At 45.7% G+C, this 16,811-nt stretch carries 19 protein-coding genes; 14 read left to right on the forward strand and 5 right to left on the reverse strand.

Going from position 1 to position 16,811, the window contains the following annotated elements; all coding sequences use genetic code 11:
• Positions 1 to 38: 38 nt before the first annotated feature.
• Both OXH39_19770 and OXH39_19775 read right to left on the reverse strand, forming a co-directional pair.
• Entirely contained in the window at positions 39 to 929 is an 891-nt protein-coding gene (locus tag OXH39_19770) for a phytanoyl-CoA dioxygenase family protein (protein MCY3552701.1), read from the reverse strand.
• A 42-nt stretch (positions 930 to 971) separates the two neighbouring features.
• The gene (locus OXH39_19775; GenBank protein MCY3552702.1) at positions 972 to 3,005 is read right to left on the reverse strand and encodes an SUMF1/EgtB/PvdO family nonheme iron enzyme; all 2,034 of its coding nucleotides are present in this window, start codon (positions 3,003 to 3,005) and stop codon (positions 972 to 974) included.
• Positions 3,006 to 3,269: 264 nt separating this feature from the next.
• Between OXH39_19775 and OXH39_19780 the strand changes: the two genes are divergently transcribed.
• The 9 genes from OXH39_19780 to OXH39_19820 all read left to right on the forward strand — a co-directional run bounded on the left by OXH39_19780 (position 3,270) and on the right by OXH39_19820 (position 10,576).
• Positions 3,270 to 4,019: a LamG domain-containing protein gene (locus tag OXH39_19780; GenBank protein ID MCY3552703.1), complete on the forward strand. Its 750-nt coding sequence runs from the start codon at positions 3,270 to 3,272 to the stop codon at positions 4,017 to 4,019.
• Between the two features lie 22 nt (positions 4,020 to 4,041).
• Complete coding sequence (locus tag OXH39_19785) at positions 4,042 to 4,650, forward strand: peptidylprolyl isomerase (GenBank protein ID MCY3552704.1); 609 nt, start codon at positions 4,042 to 4,044, stop codon at positions 4,648 to 4,650.
• A complete protein-coding gene (locus OXH39_19790) occupies positions 4,628 to 5,230 on the forward strand; it encodes a peptidylprolyl isomerase (protein MCY3552705.1) in 603 nt (200 codons plus the stop codon). The genes OXH39_19785 and OXH39_19790 overlap by 23 nt, the downstream gene beginning before the upstream one ends.
• Positions 5,231 to 5,297: 67 nt before the next feature.
• Positions 5,298 to 5,669, forward strand: a complete 372-nt coding sequence (locus tag OXH39_19795) for a hypothetical protein (protein MCY3552706.1) — start codon at positions 5,298 to 5,300, stop codon at positions 5,667 to 5,669.
• 63 nt (positions 5,670 to 5,732) lie between these two features.
• The gene (locus tag OXH39_19800; protein ID MCY3552707.1) at positions 5,733 to 6,107 is read left to right on the forward strand and encodes a DUF1844 domain-containing protein; all 375 of its coding nucleotides are present in this window, start codon (positions 5,733 to 5,735) and stop codon (positions 6,105 to 6,107) included.
• A 121-nt stretch (positions 6,108 to 6,228) separates the two neighbouring features.
• The gene (locus OXH39_19805) at positions 6,229 to 7,284 is read left to right on the forward strand and encodes a HEAT repeat domain-containing protein (protein MCY3552708.1); all 1,056 of its coding nucleotides are present in this window, start codon (positions 6,229 to 6,231) and stop codon (positions 7,282 to 7,284) included.
• A 71-nt stretch (positions 7,285 to 7,355) separates the two neighbouring features.
• On the forward strand, positions 7,356 to 8,375 hold the full coding sequence (locus OXH39_19810) for a potassium channel protein (protein MCY3552709.1): 1,020 nt from the start codon (positions 7,356 to 7,358) through the stop codon (positions 8,373 to 8,375).
• 241 nt (positions 8,376 to 8,616) lie between these two features.
• Positions 8,617 to 10,155, forward strand: a complete 1,539-nt coding sequence (locus OXH39_19815) for a YifB family Mg chelatase-like AAA ATPase (protein MCY3552710.1) — start codon at positions 8,617 to 8,619, stop codon at positions 10,153 to 10,155.
• Positions 10,156 to 10,408: 253 nt separating this feature from the next.
• Positions 10,409 to 10,576: a hypothetical protein gene (locus tag OXH39_19820; protein MCY3552711.1), complete on the forward strand. Its 168-nt coding sequence runs from the start codon at positions 10,409 to 10,411 to the stop codon at positions 10,574 to 10,576.
• Between the two features lie 86 nt (positions 10,577 to 10,662).
• On the opposite strand, the gene OXH39_19825 is transcribed toward OXH39_19820, so the two are convergent.
• Complete coding sequence (locus tag OXH39_19825) at positions 10,663 to 11,037, reverse strand: hypothetical protein (GenBank protein MCY3552712.1); 375 nt, start codon at positions 11,035 to 11,037, stop codon at positions 10,663 to 10,665.
• 9 nt (positions 11,038 to 11,046) lie between these two features.
• On the reverse strand, positions 11,047 to 11,571 hold the full coding sequence (locus OXH39_19830) for a hypothetical protein (protein ID MCY3552713.1): 525 nt from the start codon (positions 11,569 to 11,571) through the stop codon (positions 11,047 to 11,049).
• A 448-nt stretch (positions 11,572 to 12,019) separates the two neighbouring features.
• On the opposite strand from OXH39_19830, the gene OXH39_19835 reads away from it, so the two are divergent.
• Positions 12,020 to 12,307, forward strand: coding sequence for a hypothetical protein (locus tag OXH39_19835; GenBank protein MCY3552714.1), 288 nt, complete (start codon positions 12,020 to 12,022; stop codon positions 12,305 to 12,307).
• A gap of 58 nt (positions 12,308 to 12,365) precedes the next feature.
• On the opposite strand, the gene OXH39_19840 is transcribed toward OXH39_19835, so the two are convergent.
• The gene (locus OXH39_19840; protein MCY3552715.1) at positions 12,366 to 13,253 is read right to left on the reverse strand and encodes an IS1595 family transposase; all 888 of its coding nucleotides are present in this window, start codon (positions 13,251 to 13,253) and stop codon (positions 12,366 to 12,368) included.
• A 261-nt stretch (positions 13,254 to 13,514) separates the two neighbouring features.
• On the opposite strand from OXH39_19840, the gene OXH39_19845 reads away from it, so the two are divergent.
• The 4 genes from OXH39_19845 to OXH39_19860 form a co-directional block, all read left to right on the forward strand.
• Positions 13,515 to 13,901: a hypothetical protein gene (locus OXH39_19845; GenBank protein MCY3552716.1), complete on the forward strand. Its 387-nt coding sequence runs from the start codon at positions 13,515 to 13,517 to the stop codon at positions 13,899 to 13,901.
• A 151-nt stretch (positions 13,902 to 14,052) separates the two neighbouring features.
• A complete protein-coding gene (locus OXH39_19850) occupies positions 14,053 to 15,405 on the forward strand; it encodes a sulfatase-like hydrolase/transferase (protein ID MCY3552717.1) in 1,353 nt (450 codons plus the stop codon).
• Between the two features lies 1 nt (position 15,406).
• Positions 15,407 to 16,150: a class I SAM-dependent methyltransferase gene (locus OXH39_19855; protein MCY3552718.1), complete on the forward strand. Its 744-nt coding sequence runs from the start codon at positions 15,407 to 15,409 to the stop codon at positions 16,148 to 16,150.
• A gap of 161 nt (positions 16,151 to 16,311) precedes the next feature.
• On the forward strand, positions 16,312 to 16,811 hold a 500-nt coding region (locus tag OXH39_19860), incomplete at its 3' end, for a metallophosphoesterase (GenBank protein MCY3552719.1).

A 16,811-nucleotide genomic window follows, 5' to 3' on the forward strand; every position in this document is an offset into this window, starting at 1 on the left:
AGTTGAGTCAAAGCACCCCTAAGAACCTACTATTACAATTAAACCCCCCATCGCTCTCGTGACTCTTCCAAGGATTCAATCTTTGCACCCTTCTGTTTCCATGCGTAATGCCCTTTCGGTTTTTCGCCAACCCAACGTTCATCGATCGGTTCCGCAGCAAGCTGATAACGGGTATCTGCTGTTATCCGAATCTTATTGGAGGTATTGACGAGCGAAGCATGCATCAGGAACATACTGAAAATAATAACATCGCCTGTCGAAAACGTTGTCGTTGCCCAATGTCCGCCAAATTTCTCAATGACTTCAAGGGGTTTATCGCTAAAATGCCCTTCAATTAGATCTCGGTCTACATCTGACTGCCCGTAGGTAGCACGCACCCTTTCAAACTGGTTGGAGCCGAGACAAAAGACGATAGGTCCCATATCCAGCGATACATCACCAAAGGGGGTCCAACAGGAATAGAGGTCCTGTGTACCTCTGCCCATAAAGACGATATCGTAATGGATTGGGGAACCTGAACCGGGTCCTGCCGTGCGAAGCCATTTGAAATCGAACGTCGCTGCCTCGCCACCGAGGAACCGCTTGAAAAAGTCCATTATGGGTTCGCCTTCAACAACTGCTTTGAATGCTGGCATCTGCGTCAACGTCTTATTGCCCATCGAACCGGTTGAGGTAGGCTCCGGGTATTCCGGATTGAAGATGCCATCCATCAACGCCGTATCCGGTGCGAGCATCCCTTTTGTTTCGAGTTTCTCCAGAATCTGTCGACGTGCCGTAAGGACCGAGTCCTTGTCATGTAGTCCGCGAATCAACAGGTACCCATCCGTTGCTATGCGCTCTTTCAATGCTTTCGGATTGTCAAGGATGCCGTTACTCTCGCGCAAATCGGTGCTGACTTCTACTTCTTGATGCAAAAAAGGAAGTTTCATTTTTTTAATATTCCTTGCGGTTCGTTTAGGAAAACTGTGGTATCAGAATGAAACATTTGATGGAGGTAACTCTTTTAACCACGCAAGATTAAATCGATAATGCTGACGGCTGCTAATCAGATGAATTATACCGTTTTGCCCTTGACAAACAGCAAGGTAACCCCCCGGTTCAGCACTGTTTAACCCCATCGTAAAGGGTCGGCCATCCATCGTTTCGATCTCTCGGTCTGCGCCATCGTCTGTGATCAGGCGAATGTGTTCCCACGTCTCGCCATCGTCATAAGATAACGCGCCGAAGAGCCCGTTAACGAGACGTTCATTCCCAGAAGCATCGACGATCGGCATAGGTGTCGGTTCCCTCCGATCCGCTGTGAAGGAGGCGAGGAAAATCGGTCCCTCTTGAAGCTGTAGTAAAACACACCGCTGTCCACCGGAAACCACAGGGAACGGACTCGCGCTGTAATGCCACGTCTTACCGCCATCTTCGGAAAGACTTTTCGGCATCCGTTCATCAATCGTATCGCCTCTGCCATAAGCCATCAACCTGCCATCCGAGAGCTCAACCACAGCCGCGTGAATACCAGCAATCCACCCACCACTTTTTCCTGCAGCAAATTCAGGGATAGGTTGCCCTGCCCCCGGATCGTACCACGTTTCTCCATCGTCATCGCTAAGCCATATTGCAGTGCCGCCGTCTCCGCCGCTCACAGCATCGCAAGCAAGCAGTATGGAATCGTCCTGCCTTCGGAAGACCGAGGCAATCGGCATGTGTCGGAGACGATGCTCCGGTGAAATGAAGCGAGGTTTCGACCAAGTTGCGCCGTTATCGTCGGAATAGCGCATTACCAACGCTAAGGGTCCCCATGTCGCGGCTGCCGAAAGTCCATTGAAATGATAAATTCGTCCATTTTCATTTCGCCAGAGGGATGTCGCGTGATTATTCCGATCAGGCGGACCCCAGAAAGGCTCGGCAGGATCCCATTCTGTCCCACCAAAACGCAATCGACTCGCGGCGACTGTCAATTCACGTCCCCGTTCTGTCACGCACGAATACCACGCTGCGAACATATCACCATTCGGGCATTCTGTTATCGCCGGGACGTGATTATGCGCTGAAAAAAGCGGTCCATTTGAACCCTCTGGAATTTTAACGAACGTCAGCGGTTCTGCGAAATAAGGTGTCTCCGGTGCGGGTGAACTTGCAGGTTCCTGTTTGACCTCACGTCCCCACAACGCCACCTTCGGTGCAGGTGTCGGTGATGTCGGGGGCACTTCACCACAGACAACACGAAACCCGATGTACCAGTGTTTATCTTCAGGCACCGCCCCCATCCGATTCGCAGAACGCAGATAACAGAGCAGTGTCGAATGGCTACCACCGCGTGTGACACGATACAGCCCTGCTTCCCTGCCTATCGGATCGACCTGTGGGTTCGGTTGGTACGGTCCATACCAATCTCGGCACCACTCCTCTACATTCCCGTGCATATCGCAGACACCCCACGCGTTCGGTGTTGTGCGTCCGACATGCAAAGGTACAATTTCTTCTGTGCCGCGACCCCGTCCACCATCCGGGTACCAACTCTCTCCAACATTTTTATGAAATTCGGGCGGCAATGTATCCCCTGTGTGAAAATGGGTTGTCGTTCCTGCTCGGCACACATATTCCCATTCTGCCTCGGTCGGCAAGCGATAAGGGAGTCCCTCCTTTTCGGAAAGCCATTCACAGAAGCGCGTCGCATCGTGCCAATCCACAAAGATAACCGCCTCGTCATCTTCTCGAGAAAAACCGACGTTCCGAAGACTCTGCATCTCACGATGGGTCGCATCAAATGCCTCATACTGCACATTGGTAACCTGAAAAACGCCGATGTAGAACGGCGTGGTAAGCGTTACCTGATGTACCGGTTTTTCATCAGAATCGCCATCTCGGAGGTGTGTTCTTTTACTCCCTATTAATTCATCCGACAGTGCCGCGTTTTCTGAACCCATCATAAACGTGCCGGGTTCAATTCTAACGAACTGCATCCCTATCGAATTTGTATATGTCTGTTCTTCAATCGCCAATTTTCCCATAGCCTTCCTTTTCTGTGATTTTGTAAGCAATGCCCAAGTTGCAAATATAGGAGTTTGGAAGCTGCGCGCTATATTCATGTGCGCCGACGTTATTATAACAACGAATACGCTTTCGGTCAAGTTTCCATGCCTTAAATGAAAATCCTTGACTTTTTTTCCCCCTCTTGTTATCTTAAATTATTGTATTAACCGTTTAGGAATTTCCGATTTTTATTGACATCGGAAAAAGTGTCGCTTATAATTCTACTTTTAGGAGGTAGTGTCTTGAAACAGTGTGTTATTTTCGGGTTGCTCTTTCTTATTTTAATAAACGTTTCAGCGATTTGTAAAGCACAAGAATTAGTATTGCACCTACCCTTTGATACTTTAGAAGGAAAAGTCGCAAAAGATATATCCGAATTCGGCAACGATGCGACCTTCAAAGGTTCACCGAAACTCATTGAAGGTGTTTTTGGGCAAGCACTGGAATTCGACGGAAAAACCTCTGGACAAATTCCCGACCATGCGAGTCTTGACATTGTCGACGGAATCACCATTGAATTCTGGGCAATTGTGAAAGGCGGAGAAGCAATTCAGAGTGGCGTAGAAAAAGGAACGGCTTGGGTTTCTGGGCTGTATAACCTTGCTGCACTCTACAATGGTGGAACTATTCTTCAATTCTTCGACCTGCCAGATGCCTGTAACGATGATAATATTGGTCCCAGCATTCAGGATGGAGAATGGCATTTTCTTGCTGGAACATGGGACGGTAAAACGATCCTGCTCTATATCGATGGCGAATTGGAAGCAGAAATGGCGTGTAAGGGTGAATTAAAACCAAACAACGATCCGCTTTTTATTGGCGCACGCGGCGGAACCGGTCGTTTTCTTACGGGTGCCTTAGATGAAATTAAAATGTATAACTACGCCTTAACCAAGGAAGAGTTGCTCAGAGATATGGAAGAGCCTGTTGTACTGCATGTCGATGCACAGGACAAATTAACGACCGTCTGGGCACGCCTCAAAACGAACTAACTGGCACCTCAAAGGAGGTTTGATGAAAGCGACACGTTATCTTTTGGCGCAGCTGACCAGCCAAAACTTACTACACAAAAGTCCAATATTTCTTCTTTTATTCCTAACCTTAATCGGCTGCGCGCTTCCTTTTGGGAACCAACTAACGCCTGAAGAGCAGGCCGCGGTCGTCACAACCGACAAAGGCACCTTCGTGCTTGAGTTCTACCCCGATGCTGCCCCCGTGGCAGTGGACAATTTCATTAAGTTGATTAACCAAAAGTTTTACGACAGCTTAACATTTCATCGGAAAGTTGATGCACCCGGCTTGAATATCATTCAAAGTGGGTGTCCAAAAGGCGATGGATCAGGAGGTCCCGGTTGGACGATTATTGACGAATACACCAATCCGAATCAACGTCCACATGTCAGAGGCACTGTGGCGATGGCACGGGTGCCAGACACGCCGAACTCATCCGGGAGCCAATTTTACATTTGCTTCAAACCCCAACCCCATCTTGACGGCAACTACACTACCTTCGGCGGTGTAATTCAAGGTATGGATGTCGTCGATCGCTTAGAGATAGGCGATGTCATGACAAAAATCCGATTGGAGGCGAAGTCAAAATATGTTAAGGCAACAGCAGAGTAAGCAACACCAGCAGTTCGCATCTGCAGCACTCTTGGTTTTAGCGACTTTATTCGCGACCTTCGTGCTGAGTTGCGCACAAGAAGAGCAGCAAGCACCTGCACCGCGCGCACGCCGCGCTGGCACAGGCACCGCAACAACCGCAGCGAAACCACAGATTGATCCAGCAGCAGTGGTCGCCGTCATTGAAACGGCAAAAGGCACCATCGAATTTGAATTCCTTGCCACTGAAGCACCAGAAACGTCTAAGAACTTCATCAAAAACGCGCAAGTGATGTATTACAAAGGTGAAAAGTTTAATCGCGCAGAAGAACTCCTTATCCAAGCAGGTTCAAAACTTGCTGCTGGAGATACACTCCCCATTGAGAACGGTTCACAAGAGATGTCGCGAGGTGTCGTAGCTATGGCGAAAGAAGAAGGGGCGAGTGTTTCATACGCCTCTGAATTCTTTATCTGCCGAGGTGACGCGATCCTTGACAGTAATTACACCATTTTTGGAAACGTTATCAGCGGGATGGACGTAGTTGACAGTATTACAGTTGACGACGTGATCACCAACATCACCATTCGGGATAAGCAATAGCAGCAACGATGTAACGGTTGGTACAATGCCAATCGTTACATCTCACCCTATTATTTTGGAGGCATATATGGCATTAACAGTTATCCGTACGGCTCGTCCAAGCCCTATTTGGCAAGAGAGTTACGTGCGTGTGGAAAAAGGACAGAGACTTATTATCGACGCGGAAGGCGCGTGGTCACCAGATTTGCAAAATCGGACGGGATGGTGCGGTGCTGACGGTGTCCCGAAGACACCAGGCTCCGATGGTTACTTACTTCCCGGCACAAATATCGGCGCACTCATCGCCAAAATCGGAGATGTCGTTTTTGCTGTCGGCTCCCGTTATGACAATCCCGCTCCCGCCGACGGTGTTATTTTTCTCGCAATGAACGAAAATCCAAACAATAATAACCAAGCAGGGAGTTTACTCGCACAAATCATTATCTTTGATAACGAATAGCGAACTTTTTCTACAAACATCCGCTGCCTATATCAAGAAAATTAGACTCAGGAGTAATATTATATGGAAGAGACTACGGTTCAGGAAGAAGCACAGCAACTTCCACCTGTCGATTTTATTAGTTACCTTGCCAACCTTGTAGAAACGGGACGGCTCTACTTAGAGGGAATCCCGAACCCCGAAACGAACGAGGTCGTTACAAACTTCCCACTCGTGAAACATATTATTGATACGATTGAGATGCTTGAGGAAAAGACGAAAGGCAACCTCACCGCACCGGAAGCCAACTTTTTGGCGAATACCCTCTATGAACTCAGAATGGGCTATGTCCGTGCCATCAGTAGACAGGAAGCAGCTACAGAAGAAGAAACAGCAACTGGCGAAACTGAAGAAACCGAAGAAGAGGCTTCCACTGATAACACCGAAAACGCCTCTTAACCGATGACCTTTCAAGGGTTGAGACAGGCGATCCCGCGTTACAGTTTTAACACTGCCGATTTTCACGAATTATTTACCATAAATGGGGTTAACCACGTTAAACTTTCGAGGAGAATCGTTTATGGAATTCTATCACGGCACAACATTAAGCAGTGCAAGAGGGATCGTTGAAAATGGGTTTCGCCCACGTGGTGGAGCTGTCTGGTTCACAACAAATTGGAACTATGCTAAGAACCGCGCGGATCAAAAGGCACGACGGCGGCGGGGTCGACCGGTCGTACTCAAAACCGAACTGGAGGTCGAAAAACTCCGTGCACACCTCGGTAATGGCAGAATCCAAATACGGGGTGGCATTATAGCGATTCACCAACAGATGCAGGTCCAACTCTTAGAGGCGAATTCTTTTGAATTCCTTGCGTGTCCAGTTGCACTGGCACAATGGGTTAACGACCAATTGGGGCTTTACTCCCACAACGGCGTGAGTCGAAACCATTGGGGTATTGCGCGGTTGGCACATTGGATGAACAACCGAATGCGAGCGGGCACTGGAAACCAAATCAGTCGGCAAGAGTTTTTTATCAAAGGCAGACAATGGTTACCGGCATTCTTTGACAAGATTCCGTTTAGTCCTGAGGTGCTACCTATTCAGCATCTTCACAATGACACTATCGAGGTCCGCGTTCTTTATCCAGAGACGAAGGAGGAACCGCTTGAACCAGCGAAAGTTGATACCCTCCACACCAAAGCAGTCGCCGACATTTTTGATGAGAATCCAAAGCGACGGGTGCGCGGTCTTCAATCTCTCGAAAAAATCGGGACTGAAGATCTATTTGAGTGGTGTGTATTGCATCTTGAAGATGAATCAGTGGATGTGGTATGTAACGCTTTGCGAATCATGTGCCGATGCGATGACGGGTATGTCGCCCCTATTCTACCGCACGCTGAATCTAAAAATAGACGAATTCGTGCCGGTGCACTCGCAGCACTCGCAAAACACGATTTTGATGATGCCGAACGTTGGTTTGAACGTGGACTCAAAGACCCAGCAGCGTGTGTACGCATGGAAGTCGCAAAACTTTTGTCCACATTGGATAGGATTGAGCATCGTACCCTCTTTGACATTGCCCGGCACGATCCGAATCCTGCTGTCAAGCGCAGTGCCAGAAAGCGGCATTAGACGCAAAAAAACCAGAGGAATTTCCAATAGACATGCTCCAGAAGTACCAAGCGCGTCTATGAGATAGGAGAATGAATTATCAACGCAAGATCCTAATTGCCCCTATACTGCTCGTGAGCTTGATCGTAACGGGAACCGTTGGTTACCTATTCCTCGAAAGGGATAATCCGGAGGGAGAGTGGGAACTTCTCGATGCGGTCTACATGACTGTTATCACCCTAACAACTGTCGGTTATGGCAACATGGGAATGAGTGATGCTGGACGAGTCTTTACCCTGTTTCTGCTCATCGGTGGGTTTGGGGTGTTTACCTATTGTGTTACAATCGCTACCGCATTTCTAATCGAAGGACAACTACAAAGTTTTTTCCGACAACAAAAAATGATTCGAACTGTTGATAAATTATTTAACCATTATATTATCTGTGGGCTTGGTGATACTGGCGTGCATGTACTTGACGAAATGCTGAAGGCAGAAGTAGATTTCGTCGGTATTGAAGTCGAGGAAGAACGACTCATCCACCTCTCTGATACACGAAATTTTCTATACCTTCAAGGTGATGCAACCGATGATGAATTACTCATGCGGGCAGGCATTGAGCGCGCCCAAGGACTTGTTACATGTCTTAGCCGCGATCAAGACAATCTTTTTGTGGTGATCTCTGCAAGAAAATTGAATCCACGTTTAAAGATAGCATCTAAAGCCGTTGAAGACAATTCCCCCGGAAAACTCATCACCGCCGGGGCAGATGAAGTCGTCCTACCCGATCACATTGGTGGGCTCCGCCTTGCATCCGGCATACTTCAACCACAACTCGTCGGATTTTTGGAAAGTATGACCCAAAATCGACAGGGGGCACAATTTACTGAATCCATCATCCAAAAAGATTCTCCTTTAGATGGGATTTCTCTTAAAGCCGCGAGTATTCAAGAGCAAACTGGGCTGGTTGTCGTCGCAATTCAGGATAGCGACGGCGCATTTCTCTATAATCCGCCCGGAGATAAGAAAATGGTAGCCGGTGATGCCTTGTTAGTCATAGCCAGCCAGAAACAACTACACACATTACATAAACTTACTGGCGATTTAGGTTAGTGGAAAAGCGTTGACCTCTTAGCCTTCTCAGTGATATAATAGTGTTAAGATTTACTGGATGAGGTTTGAACCTCACCTACATAAAGAGCACACTTATAAAAAACATTTTATAGTGAAATCTATAAATAAAGAGACATCTTGTAGGGGCACCCCTTGTGGGTGCCTGCAACACACCGTTTACAATGTCTAATTAATTCTAAACTTTACTATAAATTAACACCAGTTGGAAGGAAATAGATGTATGCTCGCAACGGTACTAAGCAGTGCGATGTTGGGAATTGATGCCTATATAGTGAAAGTCGAGGTAGATGTCGCCGGTGGAATGCCGTACTTCAGCACAGTTGGCTTGCCGGACAGTGCTATCAAAGAGAGTCGGGACCGGGTTACTGCAGCCATTAAAAACTCCGGTTTCTACTTCCCTCCAACCCGAATCACAGCGAACTTAGCACCTGCTGACATCCGAAAAGCGGGCTCAGCGTTTGATCTTCCCATCGCAATCGGCGTTATGGCGGCTACAAATCAAGTAAGCCTGGAAAGTCTTGAGAATACCATGATTCTGGGCGAACTCGCACTCGACGGAAGCATCCGCGGTATACCGGGTGGACTCCCTATAGCCATCACTGCAAAAGAGAACAACATTCAAAATCTCATTTTACCTGCTGAAAACGCGAGAGAGGCGGCGATTGTTGAAGATGTGAACATCTATCCGGTTGCGAGTTTGTCAGAGGCTGCAGCGTTCCTCAATTCGGAGAAGGAAATAGTACCAGAACCACACACGCTCAATACTGACGAGGACACCGAAGCCTCAGAACCGCTCCTTGATCTACTCGATGTGAAAGGGCAAGAACACGTTAAGCGCGCGATTGAAGTTGCCGCTGCAGGTGGGCATAATCTTATCATGATCGGACCACCCGGTTCGGGAAAGACCATGATTGCGAAGCGGATCCCATCAATTCTACCGAGACTGTCTATAGACGAATCCTTAGAAACGACGAAAATCCAAAGCACCATCGGCATTCTCCCAAGTGACACTCCTTTGGTTGTAACGCGTCCATATCGCTCACCACATCATACAATCTCAGACGCAGGCTTAATCGGTGGTGGAAAGATGCCGCGCCCCGGTGAGGTGAGTCTTGCACACAATGGCGTGCTCTTTTTAGACGAACTCCCCGAATTCCGACGAAACGTTCTTGAAGTCATGCGACAACCGCTTGAGGACCGGCAAGTAACCATCTCCCGGGCATCAGCATCGCTTACTTACCCTGCAAACTTTATGCTCGTTGCTGCCATGAATCCTTGCCCTTGCGGATTTTTCAGTGACCCAAGTCGGGACTGTAAGTGCTCACCCAACCAGATTCAGAACTATGTTTCCCGTATCTCTGGTCCACTATTGGACAGAATCGACATCCAGGTGGAAGTCCCAGCGGTGAAACATGCGGAACTCGCCGCCGAGACAACCGGTGAAACCTCGGCACACGTCCAAGAACGCGTTGAAGCAGCACGTCAAGTCCAACACCAACGCTTCGCTGGAACAACAATACACGCCAATGCAAACATGGAATCGAAGCAGATACGAGAATACTGCAAAGTTGACGACCAAGCGCAAGATCTGCTTCGGGTTGCGATTAATCAATTAGGGCTGAGCGCGCGTGCCTACGACCGGATTTTGAAGGTGGCGCGCACCATTGCAGACTTGGATCGAAACCCGAATATAGAGGCGATGCATGTCTCTGAAGCCATACAATACCGGAGTTTAGATCGCAGTTTCTGGAAAGAGTAATTTTTTATTCAGATTTTCATGAAAAGAACATCGCAATAAGTCGTTTTGGGATTGGTTAAATCTGGTATAACTTAACGGAATTAGTCGTTTTGGACTTGCAGAAAGTTCTAAATAGTTTACACGATACTTTTGGATTTGACAAGACAAAAATTATCTGATACAATGTTAACTAAATCAAATCCACTAAAAACGAATTAGTTGTCTTAACTTGAAATTCAAAATTGAATTCCCATATTAGCAAAGGAGTATAAAAATGCAAGATAGTCCGATCATAGCAGCAGAGAAAGCAAGGATTAAAAGGGAAGTAGAAAAAGAGATGGTACAAGAGCAGATATTGGTGGTTTTAACTACTATATCTGAACAGTTAGCAGAAATTTTAGAACACTTAAAATCTTCCGAATCAACTTCTAATACGAAGTGATACTCTAACACCTCTTTATGCTCTATTATTAAGAAAAAACGGCAACACCTGTTCCGGTATTGCCGTCTGATTTATGGTCTGTCGGGTCAAATTTCCTCTGCCCATATTATCCATCCGTCTACATCAAATTCTATATCTTCAATATACAATGTGAAGGTATAGGTTCGTCCTGAACGATACCGATTTAGGCTTTTGGGGCTTTCGTAGTCTGTGATAAAGAAAGTTACGTCCCAATAGCCTGTTTCAAGTGAAATACCGCCTCCGTAATCTAAATCAGCACGATCAAATAGAACAGTTGCTTTAATTCTAATCTTCTCATTTTCATAGAGGTCTCCACCATTTATCGCGTCATTCACAACTTCTGACATACTGACTTCTTCTATAGGCGAGAATGGGTTATCTGCACCACACCCAACCAAGAGTATGATGCATAAAGTCAGATAAAACTGAAAGTATTTCATAATTCCTCTTTACTGGTAAGATTTTAGCGAGCCAAATCCAAATGAGACACCAAATTGTGCAGATATTGAGTCTCTCGACGGGAAATAGTCGGTTTGAGCAAAGAAAGCAAGTGCGTAATCCGCATGATAAGCATAACCTATATGTGTTATCGCAGATATACCTGTTCCAAAACCACCAGAGTATGCCGGACCAATTCCCCATTGGAGAAGTGCCTCTTTTGAAAGATAATATCCTGAAGTGATAAAACCTGATAATGCTATATCTTCGGATTTGAAATCATAATTTAGTGTGCCAAGTATGCCAAGACTATTAAAGTGTGCCAATCGCCCACCACTACGACTGTGTTCTAAATATGTGTGATAGAAGCCGTTAATACCAACGAATAATCTATCTGTGCTGTCGTCTATATCATAAATCCCACCATGGAAACCAACAAAATCAAATTCATTCCATAAATGTGATACACCTTCATTTGCATGTGTATCACTAACCACCTGATATGTTAAGTATAGAACTAATAAAATCTTTCGCATTATCCTCTCTCCTCTGGTAATCCTTAATTAAGTCAAATATGCTACACCACTAAACCCGGATACCCGATTCTTAAAAAGAGAGAGGGTATCCCCGGCGACCAAACCGCAATATCCAATTTACATTAGATATGGGATACCCATAGTCCTATAGATATTGCAGTTTGGTCATGAGACAGATTTTACAGGAAGATTAGAAAAAAGGAAAGAAAAAACTTGACAATGCGATTCTGCTATTCTGATTAATTCCAAACAAAAATATTTTTAACTTGAAAAAAAGAGAAATATTAAACCCTTCTTTATATTTTACGTCCAAATTGTATAAGATACAGATTTGTTACACAATTTGGACGTAAAATATAAAATTGACAAAAAAATACATTTTTGGTATCGTTTGGTACAGTGAGCGTTTAAACGTTCCATTTTGAATAATAGAAAGGAGTGTTAAATCGTGAATGAAAATTTGGATTTCTCCGAAAAGCAGAAGGAATTTTTAAGAGGTTTGCTCACAGAAACTTTTTCACCTCTTGAAAGGAGTGTGAATACAGCACTCTATCGTTATGAACTTGTATCCGAGCATGTATTAAATCTTGAGCGTGTTATCAATGAGGCAATTAAAAGTATTGAGGATAACCTTCCAGCAACAAAGGAGGGCAAGAAACAGAAGTTGGTTTCAAATAAGACTCGTGCAGTAGCACGAGAGAGTCGTGAGAGATTACAGATTTCTGTTCAAGCATAGGTGCTTTATTGATCTAATGAAAGCCATTGACTGTTTCAGTCAGTGGCTTTCGTCTTTTTTAGACTTTCATACTTCCATTGACAAACTTCGTCCAAATACAATCAAGGTTTCGGGAGTTATAGACATAACAACGTTCAGCGACATAAAGTGGGGTATACTCAACACTGTACCAATGGTGAGATCCATGATACGCCTTTTTCAGTAAATTCCAAAATCCCTCTATTGTATTCGTATGCTTATCACCATCAACGTATTGCTCTTGGTGATTTATGATATGGTGCTTAAGTTGGCTGCCAAGTGTTTTATAGCCACGGTATTCGTCTGTCATAAGTTCCGATTCCTTGACGTTCACAACTCTGCGTATGAATTCAAGGATAGCACGTCCTGTTAATCCTTTCGCAACTTCAGCAACGACTTGACCGCCTCGCTCTACCGCACCAATCACAGCGGTTTTATCCGTTCCACGCCCCCGCTTGGCTGGCACTCTATCCTCTGTCTTGTTCTCTTTGCGAGGTTTACCACCTATGTAGGTTTCGTCTGCTTCTATGATACCTTGTAGCAGTATAGAACTGGTCTTATTCGCCATTTCTGCTCGTATGCGTGTCTGAAGATACCACGAAGCCTTCTGCTTCAGGTCTAAATCACGTGAGAGTTGATAACTGGACAGGCTTTTCTTCGCATTGACGATAAGCGATATGGCAAGAAACCACTTCTGAAGCGGTATCTTTGTGCCGTGAAATACTGTGCCACAGGTTACTTTGAATGAAGCACTACAATCATGGCAATTCCAGCGTCCTACACGCCCTTCACCTTCTTCTTTCTTACGAACCACGTCTTTACTCTCACAATGGGGACAAACAGCCGTTCCACGCCAACGTATCCGTTCCAAATGCTCTATGCACGCCTCTTGGTCAGGGAAGCGTGCCATGACTTCTATGAGATTCATAAAAAAAGACACCTCTCCATAAAAAAGAGTTGCCTTCTTCTTATATCTTTTGATATAATATAGTTAACACTACTACAGAAAAAAGCAACTCATTTTTCTGTGTGATATAGGGAGGTTGCACCCTCCCTATTAACTTACCTATATTATACCATTTTTTAGTCAATTAAGTCAAGCAAAAAAGTGCAAAAAACATAGTAAATACAAGGGGTTATGGCACTTTTTTGGAAATAAATATCAAGATAGATAAGGGGTGATAAAGCAATGGAAAAACCACGAAAAATAAAAGAACTGGGTATAAATACTAAGGATTTGGAATCTATCAAAATCAGTTCGGAAACAAAGAAGTTATGGAAAAACACACAAGAAGCGGGAATCCGTTTTGAAATAGAAGATAGAAATAGTATGCACCTCAAAACAGATTTTGATAATATGCACATTTCTAACACAACATACGCTGAAGTCCAAAAAACAAAAATCTACTTTGAATCTTGTATAAAAAAGTCTAAAAATGAGTTGATTAAACTTGTCCTTTTCCGAACACGGCTTGAAGAACTACTGCATATTTTAGAATCGTCTGAAATTGACGAAACTAATTCTGACCTTATTGACCAATGTATAAAAACTATCTCAGAAAAATATCAAGATTAAATTAACAACCCCAAAAATAAACCAATTTTCAACATTCTAAAACAAGAAAAACCCCACTGAATACATGGGTTTAAAGCGGATTTCCAAAATTATTTTTCAATCCCAAAACGACTTATTGCGAAGAACATTATACAACGAAAAAAGCGGAAAAATGCAACCTAATTTCATTATCTTTCTAACGGACGACCAAGGATACGGCGACCTGTCCTGCATGGGGGCAACCGACTTCAAAACGCCACATCTCGACAGAATGGCAGCTGAGGGTGCCCGCTTCACAGATTGGTACTCGAATTCACCCGTCTGCTCCCCATCGCGCGCATCCCTATTGACAGGACGATATCCATGTCACGCTGGAGTCCGCTCCATTTTAGCAGGACACCGAACGGCTACAGGACTACCGCCATCTGTTCCTTCACTCGCAACCGCACTCAAGGAACGCGGCTACTACACAGCAATGTCCGGGAAATGGCATTTAGGACTCGCCGAGGGCTCACGTCCGGAACACCACGGGTTCGACGATTGGTTCGGCTTCATGGCAGGGTGCATTGACTTCTTCTCACATATCTTCTACTGGGCTTTAGGACAGCATGGCATCGACCAAACACACGACCTCTGGGAAAACGGTGAAGAGATATACCGAAACGGTGAATATTTTACGGAGCTCATCACTGAATACGCCATCCGATATATCCGAAAGTCGGTTGAACTCGGCAAACCTTTTTTCCTCTACGTCCCTTACAACGCACCGCACTATCCGATGCACGCACCGCAAAAATACGTGGACCGGTTCCCGGATTTGCCGTGGGACAGACAAATTATGGCGGCGATGCTCAGTGCAGTTGACGATAGTGTCGGCGAAATTTTCGCCGAATTAGAACGACTCGGACTCGCAGAAAACACCTTCTCCTATTTCCAGAGTGACAACGGTCCCTCACGCGAAACTCGAAATTGGTTAGACGGCACGCAAGACCCTTACTACGGCGGCACCGCCGGTAAACTGAAAGGACATAAATTCAGTCTCTACGAAGGTGGTATCCGTTCACCCGGAATTATGAATTGGCCCCAGCGAATCCCTGCGGGTCAGGTAATCGATGAAGTCGGCGCAGCAATGGATGTATTCCCGACTTTCCTCGCCGCAGCAGGCGGAGATCCTTCCGAGTACGAACTTGACGGACTCGATGTTCTACCGATGGTGACAAATGGTGAATCTACACCGCACAGCAAAATCTATTGGGAGATGGGCAAGCAAACTGCCGTGCGTCGTGGCAATTGGAAATTGGTGCTCAACGGTCAATTGGTAGAAGGGGCACCTCCCGAAGACGATGTGCATCTGGCGGATCTCGAAACCGATATGGGTGAAACGAGAAATCTGAAAGACGATCACCCGGAACTTACCACCGAACTCACAGAATCAGCACAGGCATGGCGCGAAGGCATTGAAACGCATTGGGAAACCAAATGGGTCAATCCGAACGGGACAACCGGTTACGTCAAGGAGTCATAGAGTGCTAACTGACAGCCAAGATGCCTACGGGCACCTCCTTTCTGATTATCATAATGGTCGAGAAAACGTCGAAATTGTGGAGAGAGAAGATAGATTTATCGATACAAGTCGTCTGGGACCTCTTAACTATTTCGCTGAATATGCGGATTGGGCTGAGCATCAAAAACTCGCTATAGCGGATGCCACCGGACGCGTTTTAGATATTGGCTGTGGTGTAGGACGGCACTGCCTCTATTTACAAGAACAGGGGCATGATGTTTTAGGAACGGACATCTCACCATTAGCCATTCAGACCTGTAAAAGTCGTGGACTCAAAAATGCTCTTATCAGCCCAATCACGCAGTTAAGTTCCAAGATGGGGACATTTGACACAATTCTCATGATGGGACATAATTTCGGACTCGTTGGAAACTATAAAAGAGCAAAGTGGTTATTGAAACGTTTCGCGGCTATGACAACAGATACCGCGAAAATTATCGCCGAAACAATGGATCCATATCAAACGACGGAACCGGTTCATTTAGCCTATCATCAATTTAACCGGGATCGGGGACGCATGAGTGGACAACTGCGCCTGCGAATCCGTTACCGGCAATATACCACGCCGTGGTTTGATTATCTGTTTGTTTCAAAAGCCGAGATAGAGGACATCCTTGATGACACAAAGTGGCAGGTTGAACGCTATATAGACGCAGCCAATACACCGACTTATGTTGCAATTCTATCCAAACGTATGCATTCTTGATTTTAATTATCTTAGTCGGCGTGCTGTTGGTAAAGGCGTTGCTTAGTGTGTTTTTGCTTGGGGTGTTTCTGCGTATTTCTGCGGATTTCCGCAAGGAACCTTGCCCGTTATTAAACCTCTGTTAGTGAAATCGGGATCCTCGCTGAAAAACGAGATATGCCATGATACTTTTTAAATTTGCCTTTATTACGGACACACACCTGTATTTAAACGCGCCAAGAAACTTCGCAGGTGGACTTCAACAACAAAAAAACAGTCTCGCACTCTATGAAAAGTTGGTTGAACAACTCAACACCTTTGAACCCGACTTTGTGGTTCATGGTGGAGATATCGTGTGTGGTGGTAAGAGTTTCGACATGTCTGCTGAAGAATATGAAGCCACGCTTGACGGTGCGAAACAACTCGGACAACGCATGAATGCCCCCTGCTATTACATCCCGGGTAATCACGATTTACATCCGGAGACAGGTTCCAAAGATGCCTTCTTGGCACGTTTCAGCACCAACGGCATGGGCTCCATCAGTTTTGTGCATGAAAACATCCGATTTATTCTCCTCGATTCACAGGAGGTACCGGAAGACCTCACACATGGGTATATCAGCACCAACCAGTTGGCATGGGCGGAGCGCGAATTAAAAAGAGCACGAGATTACGAGCAAGA

Source organism: Candidatus Poribacteria bacterium (genome assembly GCA_026702755.1).
Lineage (GTDB): Bacteria > Poribacteria > WGA-4E > WGA-4E > WGA-3G > WGA-3G.

Bases quoted from the DNA above. Each gene is read 5' to 3' on its own strand.
- OXH39_19770 (MCY3552701.1), bottom strand. From the start codon at position 929: ATGAAACTTCCTTTTTTGCATCAAGAAGTAGAAGTCAGCACCGATTTG.
- OXH39_19830 (MCY3552713.1), bottom strand. From the start codon at position 11,571: ATGCGAAAGATTTTATTAGTTCTATACTTAACATATCAGGTGGTTAGT.
- OXH39_19800 (MCY3552707.1), top strand. From the start codon at position 5,733: ATGGAAGAGACTACGGTTCAGGAAGAAGCACAGCAACTTCCACCTGTC.
- OXH39_19845 (MCY3552716.1), top strand. From the start codon at position 13,515: ATGGAAAAACCACGAAAAATAAAAGAACTGGGTATAAATACTAAGGAT.
- OXH39_19850 (MCY3552717.1), top strand. From the start codon at position 14,053: ATGCAACCTAATTTCATTATCTTTCTAACGGACGACCAAGGATACGGC.
- OXH39_19820 (MCY3552711.1), top strand. From the start codon at position 10,409: ATGCAAGATAGTCCGATCATAGCAGCAGAGAAAGCAAGGATTAAAAGG.
- OXH39_19785 (MCY3552704.1), top strand. From the start codon at position 4,042: ATGAAAGCGACACGTTATCTTTTGGCGCAGCTGACCAGCCAAAACTTA.
- OXH39_19805 (MCY3552708.1), top strand. From the start codon at position 6,229: ATGGAATTCTATCACGGCACAACATTAAGCAGTGCAAGAGGGATCGTT.
- OXH39_19795 (MCY3552706.1), top strand. From the start codon at position 5,298: ATGGCATTAACAGTTATCCGTACGGCTCGTCCAAGCCCTATTTGGCAA.
- OXH39_19825 (MCY3552712.1), bottom strand. From the start codon at position 11,037: ATGAAATACTTTCAGTTTTATCTGACTTTATGCATCATACTCTTGGTT.
- OXH39_19815 (MCY3552710.1), top strand. From the start codon at position 8,617: ATGCTCGCAACGGTACTAAGCAGTGCGATGTTGGGAATTGATGCCTAT.
- OXH39_19790 (MCY3552705.1), top strand. From the start codon at position 4,628: ATGTTAAGGCAACAGCAGAGTAAGCAACACCAGCAGTTCGCATCTGCA.
- OXH39_19840 (MCY3552715.1), bottom strand. From the start codon at position 13,253: ATGAATCTCATAGAAGTCATGGCACGCTTCCCTGACCAAGAGGCGTGC.
- OXH39_19775 (MCY3552702.1), bottom strand. From the start codon at position 3,005: ATGGGAAAATTGGCGATTGAAGAACAGACATATACAAATTCGATAGGG.
- OXH39_19810 (MCY3552709.1), top strand. From the start codon at position 7,356: ATGAATTATCAACGCAAGATCCTAATTGCCCCTATACTGCTCGTGAGC.